The organism is Acidovorax sp. GW821-FHT11A03 (assembly GCF_058809075.1).
Map to the genome: position 1 here is coordinate 172,431 of NZ_JBXASG010000010.1, position 8,805 is coordinate 181,235.

An 8,805-nucleotide genomic window follows, 5' to 3' on the forward strand; every position below is an offset into this window, starting at 1 on the left:
CCTGCCACTCGGCACGCTTTGCCATTGATCTGATACTTTCCTCCGGCAGTCCAAGCGCTAGTGCCTGGGACAGAGCCGCCCGACAGCGTTCCGCCTTCTGGCCCGGGCCAATGGGTAAGCACCGTTGGATGTACTGGATACGCCTCGCCGCACAGTGCAAGCAGCCGTCTGCGAAAAGGCGGTAGCTGGCTGGGTCGGCCCGCGCTTCGGTGCAGCATTGGCATGTCATGCCGTCTCACGGTGAGGCCAGTTGCGGAAGTACATCAACGGGTCGTTCGGGTCGCCCTTGAACTGCTTTGAATCGCGGTCGAACCACAGTCGAATCGTGGGCTCGTCCTCGCCGTTGCGTTGCTTGCGGCACAGGATTGCGGCGTCGTGCTCGTCCTTTTTGGCAGATGTACGGCCCTTGGCCTTCACGTCATCCTCTTTGCCCTTGTTGCGCCAAACCAGCATCAGGTTGTCCACCAGATCGGTGATAGCGCCTGAGCCCTTGGTGTCGTGCTTGTCCGGGATGTCCGTTTCCTTGCTGGGCTTACGCAAGTGGTGGATCAGGTGGACGTGCACCATGTTGTCGCGGGCAAGGGCCGTCAGCTCGTCCACAAACGCCTTCTGGCCGTTGTAGTCGTCCTCGCCCATGACGCACTTCATGAGGCTGTCGATCACGATGTGTGTCACCCCCAGCTCTTTGGCACAGTAGCGGGCCATGCCCAGTACCTGGTTTGCGCTCACGGTGCCCTGGCGGTCGTAGACCCACAGGCGGTTGTCTGTCCACTCGCCAAACTCTTTGTAGAGGTCGGTGAGGATCTGAACGCCAGCATTGCCCTGGTACTCCGGGCTGAACGGGTTGGTGCCCGCGTACATGCGGCACATCATTGCCAGCGTGGTTCCGGGCTTCATCTCGAAGCTGCCCACAACAACCTTCTCTTCCTGCCCCATCAGGGACAGCACCACCTGCGAAACGATCTGCGTCTTGCCGTGGCCGTTCTGTCCGGCCCACAGCGTCACCTCGCCCGGGCGGAATGCAAACAGGCCGGCCGTCTGCTCCCACGGCAGCAGTACCTTTTTCGAGCGGTCAGGGTTCTGCAGCTTGAAGATCAGCTCATCCATCCATACGGATGCTGGCTTGACGTTGGCTGCGGCGTCGGTCTCGCGCTCGTAGGCCGCGAAGTCGATGTCATCAGTGAGGAAATGCATTGAGCCTCCTTTGCAGGCGTTGAAGAAGTTGTTCGTGGTCAGGGTTGAGCCCGGCAATACCGGCCCGGCAAAGCAGGCCGATGGAGCGGGCCTTTGCGTTCTCCGCGCACTGCACGGTTTCGCGCAGCAATTCCCCCTGGTCGCCAATCTCGACCACATCAACGTGCAAGCCGATCAATGGGCGCCAGTCCATTGATCGTGGGTTGCGCTCCACCACGATCACGTCTGCGGCTTCCTGTACCCACTTCGGGGGTTTGCCGACGTAGACAAAAATCGACACAGGCGATTTGCCAGCGCGGCGCATTTGGGCGAGTGCGGATGTCATCAGTTCACCGCCCCTGCCCACACATCACCAGCCGGTGCGGCTTTGCGGAATGGCTGCGCCCGCTGGTTGCGCACCCAGTTGCGCCACGTCGCTTGCCAATCGGCCTTGCGCCCATCCTTGCCGGGTTTGCCAATCCAGAAATCTCGGAACGAATCCGCCGCTGCCACCGCGTCAACATCCGGGCGCTCTTTCTCGGCCCAGGTTTTCCAGTCGTCTGGCAAGGTCCAGTCTTGCGGCAACGCCGTGCCGCGTGGCGACTTCGCAGAAGGAGCACTCTTCTCTTCTGTATCTGTTCTGTTCTGTTCTGTATCTAGGCCGTTAGCTTTCCGTTCCTGTAACGTTACATCGCCGTTACCTGCCTGTTCTTGCTTCTGTTTTTGTAGCGCACGATGCTTTGCCACACGGGCATTGCTGGAGTCGGAAGCAAACTGGCGCTTTTCCCAATTCAGCAAATTCCAAGCGGAATCGATGAAGCCCTTCTTGATGAAAAGAGCCTTGGTATCGGCCAGTTCTTCATCACTGATACGCAGTTGAAACGCTATCTCTTCGTCGTGTAACGTTACAAGCGCGTTACTGCAACGCAGGCACATCAACATCAGATAACGACGCTGCATCACCTCGGTCATCATCTGGACCTTGGCGTCGGTGGCGAATTCGGAGTACATCCGAAACCACTGGTTTGCCATCAGACCCCCAGCCTTTCGGCAATCGCCTTGATCGCTGTTTCGTACTGCTCAGGCGTCGCGGCGGGGTTGGCATCAGCCCATGCGCGCTTGCTTTGTTCGTAGGTGTGGAATGGGGCAGAGCCACCAGGAGCAATAGGGCCGCCACTGCGGAAGTGCGGAGGCTGATTCAGTGGTTTGCGGGGGTTCCAGAGGGTTGTCATTGCGCAAGCCCTTCCATTTCGCGCATCAGATCAGCCAGCTTGGCTTTCATGGCCTCCACTTGCTTGATGCCCTTGTTCTCAAGATCAGGCGCCAGGAAGCGCTCCACGAGATAAAGCACAGGGGTCTTGTCGCCAGTCTTCTCGATGTAGGTTTCGAGGCTGTCCACAGAGAAGCGGCGTGATGGGTCATCGCTCAGTTGCACAGACAAGTTGCTGGGGGCTTGGTCCAAGTCGATGGCTACGCGCTTGAGCCCGCGCTGGTACACCCCAGTCGCCACGCAATCACGCAACGACCCATAGCGCTCAACCAGCCCAGGCTCAAAGTTCAGGGTGAGTTGAGAAGCGCTGATAGCGGCTGATTTCATGTCGTATCTCCAGGTATCGCTAGTTATCAATGGCGTGCCAAACAATGGACGCCATGAACACGAATAGAAAAACGCCCAGACCCGAAGGCCTGAGCAAAGGCCACTGCGAAGTGGCTGGGGAGGGAATGGGCGCCCGCCCGCAGACGTTGGACAATGGAAGTGCGACCAACCAAACCAACGAAAGGGGCAGACATGAAAGAGGACATCGAGACACTCACGGTCAGACTCGACGCAATGACGGGCGGCTTTGCAGCGCTGCAAGCTCTGCTCTACGCAGTTGTGCGAACACACCCGAACCCACAGCAACTGAGCGCAGTGTTCGAGCACTTCGTGCAAGCGGCAATTGCCGCGCATTCCCATACGCCGCACGGAGAAGCACTACCGGGTGGCATCCACGAGATTGCAGAGCAGTTCCGGCAAGAGTTCCAAAGCCTGGGAACATGGACTTGAGCAACCGCACGTGGTCGTCTCCTGCCGACATGTCGCTCCAGCGATACGGCTTAGCCATGGCTCACTTCCTGGGCGGGGGTGGAATTGCGAGATGGCTTGCGCAGAACGGCCCAGTTCACATCTGGGCGCAGCTCCTCACACTTCACGCCTCCAGCGGTCAGGCGCTCGATTTGCGGGCATCGTTCGGCCGGGATTGGGCGTGCGCCCTTAGCCCATTGATTGACGGTAGGCGGCTGCACACCCATGGCCCTGGCAAGGCTTGCTTGCCCCCCAAGGATGTCGGCGGCTCTCAGAATTGCATTAGACATAGCCTCATTATGAGGCCAAGCCTTATTGCGGTCAATAGGAATTGCCTAACCGATCCAGCCTAACGGAAGATAAGGCGATGCTTACAGGCGAATTACTAGGAGCGGCCATCCGTTCCGCCATCGAGAAGAAGGGCGTCTCGCAAGTCGCCGTTGCCACACATTTCGGGGTCAAGCCACCGTCTGTGCAAGACTGGCTCAACCGTGGCGTTATCGGGAAAGAAAAGCTACCCAAGCTGTGGGCTTACTTCGCTGATGTTGTGGGCCCCGAGCACTGGGGCCTCGAATCATTTGAGTTAAGTCAGGGGTCTAAGCCATCCAGTGCTTTGGAAGACGACACAAACGTCATACCCTCTGCACATTCGTTACGAAATGAAAGTAGTGACGTAGTTATCCGCCAGTTCGGTACGGGCGGATCTATGGGCAGAGGCATCGTCTTGGCAGAGCAACCCGGAGTCATCAAAGAATGGCGCGTTTCGGATCGGTGGGCACAGGAGAACGTTCACCGGATTACGTCAGTTAAGAACTTGGCTATCGTTACCGGCTTCGGCCCGTCGATGCAGCCACTGTTCAACCCCGGTGATCCGCTCTTGGTTGATTGCGGCATCAAGCGGGCTGATGTGGATGGGATCTACTTCTTCCGCGTAGGAGAAGAAGGTTTTGTAAAGCAAATCCAGCGCATTCCAACGGCAGGCGGCCTGGTGCTCCGGGCCAAGAGCTACAACACTCTGTACGACCCATTCGACATCGTTGATGGGATGGATTTCGAGGTATTTGGGCGCGTCGTCAAAGTGTGGAGAGGCGAGGAATTCTGAGTACATAGGCATGTCTCAAAGCGCCCAAATATTCAAACCAACCAAAAGGAGAGGACTATGAGGAAACTTATCGCAGCCGCTGCATTGCTCGCAGCAACAGGCGCCATGGCCAACGGCCAGTTCGATGGGCTGTACCAGAGCGTCGTGAATGAGAAATCGTTCTTTATGGTTCAGCAGAACGGCGGCGCTATTCTGGCGACGAACTACACCTCCACGCCCACAAACGGGACGGTAGGCATGTTCTATGGAGACATCACAGTACGACCCAAAGAGCTTCTTGTTTGGGATGGCTACATGGGGCCAATCAATGGGAACCGCGCGGTTGTCACCGGCCTTGCCATAAACATGATGTGCGACGCCACGCATGAGTTGGTCTTTGGCGCGTCCACCATAACCGTCACCATTCTCAAGGTGGAGCAGACGCGCGAAGGCTATCTGCAAAACATTCCATGTGCGGCAATGCTGCCACCAGGGACCACGATGGTAGGCAAGCGGGTTTTCTAAGCCGCACGGTCTATACGGATTGCAGGTGACTACATGCCGGGGTTGGAAATGATCGGGCCACCAATCTCTGGGAAGCCGTCGTTTTTGGCATTGTCATCCCAAGGAATGAAGCCTTCGGACTGGCCCAGCAGCACCAGGCTTTTTTTCAGGCTTTCCACTTTGGCGACCGCATCATCGTAGTCGACGGCGTAAAAGTTCAGCGCCCACTTTGAGCCGCCATGCTCGTATTCCAGGGCATACAGGGTTTGGGCGTTCCACCCGCGAAGGTATTTCTCCATGAAAGGACTCCTATGCGTTTTGAGATCTATCACGATGGCCCTAAAGGCCTACTAGCTGCTGCACAAGGCGATAAGGGCGGTTGGCGCTGGCGCTTTGTTGGCGGCAACAACGAGCCCATTGCCAGCGGGGAGGCCTATGTCAACAAAGCGGATTGCCTGCATGCGATTGCCCTTCTGAAATCCACCAACGCCCTAACGCCAGTCATTGAGACCAACGGCTAAAGCCCACTGCTCCGACCAACAACCGCCCACCGAGGCGGTTTTTTGTTGCCTGCTGTGGACTACGTAGTCCTATACGTATTCGCATGCCTCATAAATAAGGCTATGCCTATTGACTCGAATAAGGTACAGCCTAATAATACACCCATCGCAGCAAAAGGCAGCGATAGACCCGAAAGGGCCAAGCCAATGACGAGAGCAGCGAAGGAATCCCGTAGCTGAGCAGCCGCCAAGGTCTGCGTCTCTCTGAGGCCGGGGGTGGAGGCAGCACGCCGGAAGTTGCGAGGAACGCCGGGCAGATACCGGCAGGCATGTACATCGGCGGGTGCTGGTGGACGCATGTCACGGGGCCCTGCCAACGCGGGGCTAGCCCAAGTGCCTGTGAAAGAGGTACTTGGGCTATTTAACCAAGGAGCACTCCCATGATGAATCAGTTCGAGCACACAACCATGTGGAACTACCGCACCAACCAATCACAACCAGTGATCATTGAGCGCACCTTCAACCGTGGCGCGGCTCACATCACCATCCTCGCTTGGCTGTGATGCCATCACGGCATTGCTCCATCAACATCTTGCGCCCCAGGGCGCTCGATAGCAGCGGCTGGCCAGCGGACATGACAAGCGTCTGCGAGAACTGCCAGGGATGCGAGTTGCCCTCCGGCGACTTAGGCCAAGAGCAAGGCGCGCAAGTTGTCGGTAGCTGGGGGCGCTTGATGCTCCAGTGGTCGTGCCCCAAGTGCGGCGCCGTCATCTCAGAGGAAACCACAGCGTTGACGGCCAAAGACGAGGCGCGCGTGATCGACGCTGACCCCTTGTGCCACAAATGCAGATAACCCCTCCCCACCCCACTCACTGAGTGGGACGCACAACCAACCAAGCCACCTCCGGGTGGCTTTTTTCATGGGCCATCCACATGCGGCACATCATTGCTCCCTTGATAGCTGCTGCATGCATGACCTGTGCATCGGCTCAAGACTCTGCGAATGGTTCTCTGAGCGGAGAGCCGTTCCTAGATTTCAGATACCTCCCTGCTCTGTCTGAACCTGCTGGTTCTCTGCAGCAAGGCCACCAACTCAAACTGCAATCGCGGTTCGTGTGGGATGGGTTGACAAACGTGCAGACAACCACACCACAGCACGCGGTGGTTGCGCTCACTCAGCGCGGGGCAACGACGGGTCCGCAGAACATATCCAGTGATGTGCTGTGGACGCACGGAGCCGGGGCGATTCTTGGTGAGCACGGGCTGGGTCTGGAGCTGTGGATGCGCTCAGACACCGCAGGAAACGGATACGACGACGATCCGCCCAATGCAATCGTCTGGACGCAGGAAAACGGGCGGTGTGCATCGGATGTGCTGGGGGCGATTCCACCAGGGTCGATGTGCTTGTCTCCGACGCCGCACGCTGCGGGCTACCTCACGCCATCGCCGGGGTTCACCCTGCGGACTGGGGTTGCGTACTGGCTGCGCGTTTCCGTGACACCAATATCAGGTGGATGGGCAACGCTCTATGCAGATGTGATTGAAGAACAAGCCCCGACAGTTCCAGTGCAGAGCGCAATGGTTGCGTTCCAAGTCGCGCAGTTCTTCCCGATAGCGGAGCAGCAAGTGAGCGCTTCTGTAGCGCGTATTGCAAAGACAGGCTATCAGCCTACTGTGCAGTACGTTGCTTTTGACTATGGGTTTTAAACAGTGAAGGAGATGAGAGATGAACGATGCGCAGTACAGAGCGGAAATCGACCGCGTGAAAGATCAGTTTGGCGAGATTGCCAGCAAGTCGAATGTTGGCGTCGTGGTCCCCGCCGCAATGGAGATCGTGCTGGGCTCGATCATGTCGATTGGAGACAAGGGCGAGGCCCTGCGTGCCACCGCATCACTGCGCCCAATGATTGACTACATCGAAGGCCAACTGCGCGGTCACCAATAGGGCAGAACAAACCACCTGGGCGGGATGCCCAGGACTTTCAGGCAAGCAAGTGCAAGGCAGCTCGAAAGAGTCCTCACGACAGCCCGCAAGGGAGTAAGCCGTGTCGCTTGCTTACCCGATGGTGCCCGCATGACTGGATCTGGCTGGCTAGTACCCAGCCCTGAATTCCGTGCCGCTTGCGAGCGAGCCGGTTCATCGGTGAAGTGAAAGTAGCCCGGCCACCATCAACCCCCAACCCCAAACCCCACAAGCCGCCATTGAGCGGCTTTTTTCATTTCTGGAGAGCGCCATGGGCACCAATTACTACTTGCATGAAAAGCAGCCAGAGACATGCGCGCACTGCGCTCATATACCAGATTACGAGCCTCTGCACATTGGTAAGTCTTCGATGGGCTGGTGCTTCAGCTTGCACATCATCCCGGAGGAGGGGATCAACACCCTTGAGGACTGGAAAACGCGGTGGTCAAAGCCTGAGGCTGTGATTTGGAATGAATACCGCGAGCCGATCACCCCAGCCGACATGCTCCGGATCATAACCGAGCGGCAGGGCCGTGTCGGCTCTTGGAGTCCGGACGACTTGCGCGCAAATCACGCGGTTGCTGGGCCATTCCATCTAGCCCGGCACAGCGGAGAGAACTGCGCGGGTCACGGGCCGGGCACTTACGACTACATCACCGGATGGTTTTGCTGAACACACCGCACAGCCCGCATAGCCGGGCTTTTTCATTTCTGGAGAGCCGCATGAACAACGTGCACGAAACCTTCGCCCGCATCTTCGCGACAAACCCAGCGGCACCGCCGCCGATTGCCGCAGAAGAACTGGAGGCCCTGCGCGTCCGGGCAGACATTGAGTGCAGCTTTGACTTCTTTGCCCGCGAAGAAGCAAAGCGTGAGAAAGCACTGGAACGCCGGATGCGCGAACACCCGGACCCGAGAGATCCTGACCATCCTGGAGAAGATGAATGAGCAAAAAGTTCAACATGGATCAGTGGCTCAAGTCGGGCCAGTACCTACCGCAACCGCTGCGTGATTTCCACGATCAAAAAGACGTGTTCAAACTGATGCACAGCCGCATCAATGTCGAAGGCCACGAATACGCGAAGGTAGTGAACTGGGTTGCTGGTCAATGCTACGTGATCGACATATTCCTGTGGTTCATGGCGCGACGCGGCTGGACGCTGCAGCGCTCAAGAGCGAACCTCAAATTCAACGACTTGGATGCTGAGAAGAAAGAACACCGCGATCAGATGGTCGCTAGCTTTTCTCAAATGCTCCAGGATCGGGCCAAGCCATGACCCAAGACCAACAACGCGCCCTTGCAGCAAAGCGGAGCAAAGAGATGCAGGAACAGACTAAGCGGGTGAATGCGGAGCTCAACTACGATCCCGCCGACCCAGACAAGATGCGCCTACCAAAAGGTATCACCTGCGGCGATTGCGTGCACATCCGGCGATGCACTCTGATTTATGGGCATACGACAACCGACACATATTGTGATTGGTCGCCATCACGCTTCCGTCAATCCCCTCCCCCATCA

16 protein-coding genes are annotated in these 8,805 nt (G+C 57.6%); 10 read left to right on the plus strand and 6 right to left on the minus strand.

The window, feature by feature from the left end; genetic code table 11:
- Positions 1 to 225: 225 nt before the first annotated feature.
- From AC1RVY_RS23540 to AC1RVY_RS23555, 4 genes are all read right to left on the minus strand, one after another.
- On the minus strand, positions 226 to 1,194 hold the full coding sequence (locus AC1RVY_RS23540; RefSeq protein ID WP_492808481.1) for a DnaB-like helicase C-terminal domain-containing protein: 969 nt from the start codon (positions 1,192 to 1,194) through the stop codon (positions 226 to 228).
- Positions 1,178 to 1,519 carry a hypothetical protein gene (locus AC1RVY_RS23545; RefSeq protein ID WP_492808483.1) on the minus strand — a complete coding sequence of 114 codons (342 nt, stop codon included), beginning with the start codon at positions 1,517 to 1,519 and terminating at the stop codon, positions 1,178 to 1,180. The genes AC1RVY_RS23540 and AC1RVY_RS23545 overlap by 17 nt, the downstream gene beginning before the upstream one ends.
- Positions 1,519 to 2,205: a hypothetical protein gene (locus AC1RVY_RS23550; RefSeq protein ID WP_492808485.1), complete on the minus strand. Its 687-nt coding sequence runs from the start codon at positions 2,203 to 2,205 to the stop codon at positions 1,519 to 1,521. Before AC1RVY_RS23550 ends, AC1RVY_RS23545 begins: the two co-directional genes overlap by 1 nt.
- Before the next feature lie 196 nt (positions 2,206 to 2,401).
- Positions 2,402 to 2,770, minus strand: coding sequence for a hypothetical protein (locus AC1RVY_RS23555; protein WP_492808487.1), 369 nt, complete (start codon positions 2,768 to 2,770; stop codon positions 2,402 to 2,404).
- A gap of 192 nt (positions 2,771 to 2,962) precedes the next feature.
- Between AC1RVY_RS23555 and AC1RVY_RS23560 the strand changes: the two genes are divergently transcribed.
- Entirely contained in the window at positions 2,963 to 3,220 is a 258-nt protein-coding gene (locus tag AC1RVY_RS23560; RefSeq protein WP_492808488.1) for a hypothetical protein, read from the plus strand.
- A gap of 50 nt (positions 3,221 to 3,270) precedes the next feature.
- Here AC1RVY_RS23560 and AC1RVY_RS23565 read toward each other — a convergent pair whose 3' ends face one another.
- Positions 3,271 to 3,528 carry a transcriptional regulator gene (locus tag AC1RVY_RS23565; protein ID WP_492808490.1) on the minus strand — a complete coding sequence of 86 codons (258 nt, stop codon included), beginning with the start codon at positions 3,526 to 3,528 and terminating at the stop codon, positions 3,271 to 3,273.
- 77 nt (positions 3,529 to 3,605) lie between these two features.
- Between AC1RVY_RS23565 and AC1RVY_RS23570 the strand changes: the two genes are divergently transcribed.
- Together AC1RVY_RS23570 and AC1RVY_RS23575 are read left to right on the plus strand one after the other, a co-directional pair.
- Positions 3,606 to 4,340, plus strand: coding sequence for a LexA family transcriptional regulator (locus tag AC1RVY_RS23570; RefSeq protein WP_492808492.1), 735 nt, complete (start codon positions 3,606 to 3,608; stop codon positions 4,338 to 4,340).
- Positions 4,341 to 4,397: 57 nt separating this feature from the next.
- A complete protein-coding gene (locus tag AC1RVY_RS23575; protein WP_492808494.1) occupies positions 4,398 to 4,844 on the plus strand; it encodes a hypothetical protein in 447 nt (148 codons plus the stop codon).
- A 29-nt stretch (positions 4,845 to 4,873) separates the two neighbouring features.
- Here the strand turns inward: AC1RVY_RS23575 and AC1RVY_RS23580 are convergent, their stop codons facing one another.
- Entirely contained in the window at positions 4,874 to 5,122 is a 249-nt protein-coding gene (locus AC1RVY_RS23580) for a hypothetical protein (RefSeq protein WP_492808496.1), read from the minus strand.
- Between the two features lie 12 nt (positions 5,123 to 5,134).
- On the opposite strand from AC1RVY_RS23580, the gene AC1RVY_RS23585 reads away from it, so the two are divergent.
- The 7 genes from AC1RVY_RS23585 to AC1RVY_RS23615 all read left to right on the plus strand — a co-directional run bounded on the left by AC1RVY_RS23585 (position 5,135) and on the right by AC1RVY_RS23615 (position 8,563).
- Positions 5,135 to 5,344, plus strand: coding sequence for a YegP family protein (locus AC1RVY_RS23585; protein ID WP_492808497.1), 210 nt, complete (start codon positions 5,135 to 5,137; stop codon positions 5,342 to 5,344).
- Between the two features lie 419 nt (positions 5,345 to 5,763).
- A complete protein-coding gene (locus AC1RVY_RS23590; RefSeq protein ID WP_492808499.1) occupies positions 5,764 to 5,886 on the plus strand; it encodes a hypothetical protein in 123 nt (40 codons plus the stop codon).
- Between the two features lie 370 nt (positions 5,887 to 6,256).
- Positions 6,257 to 7,030, plus strand: a complete 774-nt coding sequence (locus AC1RVY_RS23595) for a hypothetical protein (RefSeq protein WP_492808501.1) — start codon at positions 6,257 to 6,259, stop codon at positions 7,028 to 7,030.
- Between the two features lie 19 nt (positions 7,031 to 7,049).
- The gene (locus AC1RVY_RS23600) at positions 7,050 to 7,268 is read left to right on the plus strand and encodes a hypothetical protein (RefSeq protein WP_492808503.1); all 219 of its coding nucleotides are present in this window, start codon (positions 7,050 to 7,052) and stop codon (positions 7,266 to 7,268) included.
- Between the two features lie 289 nt (positions 7,269 to 7,557).
- The gene (locus AC1RVY_RS23605; RefSeq protein ID WP_492808505.1) at positions 7,558 to 7,959 is read left to right on the plus strand and encodes a hypothetical protein; all 402 of its coding nucleotides are present in this window, start codon (positions 7,558 to 7,560) and stop codon (positions 7,957 to 7,959) included.
- Between the two features lie 50 nt (positions 7,960 to 8,009).
- A complete protein-coding gene (locus AC1RVY_RS23610) occupies positions 8,010 to 8,234 on the plus strand; it encodes a hypothetical protein (protein WP_492808507.1) in 225 nt (74 codons plus the stop codon).
- A complete protein-coding gene (locus tag AC1RVY_RS23615) occupies positions 8,231 to 8,563 on the plus strand; it encodes a hypothetical protein (protein ID WP_492808508.1) in 333 nt (110 codons plus the stop codon). The genes AC1RVY_RS23610 and AC1RVY_RS23615 overlap by 4 nt, the downstream gene beginning before the upstream one ends.
- Positions 8,564 to 8,805 lie beyond the last annotated feature (242 nt).

Coding starts and splice junctions, on each gene's coding strand:
- AC1RVY_RS23540 (WP_492808481.1), bottom strand. CDS start 1,194: ATGCATTTCCTCACTGATGACATCGACTTCGCGGCCTACGAGCGCGAG.
- AC1RVY_RS23545 (WP_492808483.1), bottom strand. CDS start 1,519: ATGACATCCGCACTCGCCCAAATGCGCCGCGCTGGCAAATCGCCTGTG.
- AC1RVY_RS23550 (WP_492808485.1), bottom strand. CDS start 2,205: ATGGCAAACCAGTGGTTTCGGATGTACTCCGAATTCGCCACCGACGCC.
- AC1RVY_RS23555 (WP_492808487.1), bottom strand. CDS start 2,770: ATGAAATCAGCCGCTATCAGCGCTTCTCAACTCACCCTGAACTTTGAG.
- AC1RVY_RS23560 (WP_492808488.1), top strand. CDS start 2,963: ATGAAAGAGGACATCGAGACACTCACGGTCAGACTCGACGCAATGACG.
- AC1RVY_RS23565 (WP_492808490.1), bottom strand. CDS start 3,528: ATGTCTAATGCAATTCTGAGAGCCGCCGACATCCTTGGGGGGCAAGCA.
- AC1RVY_RS23570 (WP_492808492.1), top strand. CDS start 3,606: ATGCTTACAGGCGAATTACTAGGAGCGGCCATCCGTTCCGCCATCGAG.
- AC1RVY_RS23575 (WP_492808494.1), top strand. CDS start 4,398: ATGAGGAAACTTATCGCAGCCGCTGCATTGCTCGCAGCAACAGGCGCC.
- AC1RVY_RS23580 (WP_492808496.1), bottom strand. CDS start 5,122: ATGGAGAAATACCTTCGCGGGTGGAACGCCCAAACCCTGTATGCCCTG.
- AC1RVY_RS23585 (WP_492808497.1), top strand. CDS start 5,135: ATGCGTTTTGAGATCTATCACGATGGCCCTAAAGGCCTACTAGCTGCT.
- AC1RVY_RS23590 (WP_492808499.1), top strand. CDS start 5,764: ATGATGAATCAGTTCGAGCACACAACCATGTGGAACTACCGCACCAAC.
- AC1RVY_RS23595 (WP_492808501.1), top strand. CDS start 6,257: ATGCGGCACATCATTGCTCCCTTGATAGCTGCTGCATGCATGACCTGT.
- AC1RVY_RS23600 (WP_492808503.1), top strand. CDS start 7,050: ATGAACGATGCGCAGTACAGAGCGGAAATCGACCGCGTGAAAGATCAG.
- AC1RVY_RS23605 (WP_492808505.1), top strand. CDS start 7,558: ATGGGCACCAATTACTACTTGCATGAAAAGCAGCCAGAGACATGCGCG.
- AC1RVY_RS23610 (WP_492808507.1), top strand. CDS start 8,010: ATGAACAACGTGCACGAAACCTTCGCCCGCATCTTCGCGACAAACCCA.
- AC1RVY_RS23615 (WP_492808508.1), top strand. CDS start 8,231: ATGAGCAAAAAGTTCAACATGGATCAGTGGCTCAAGTCGGGCCAGTAC.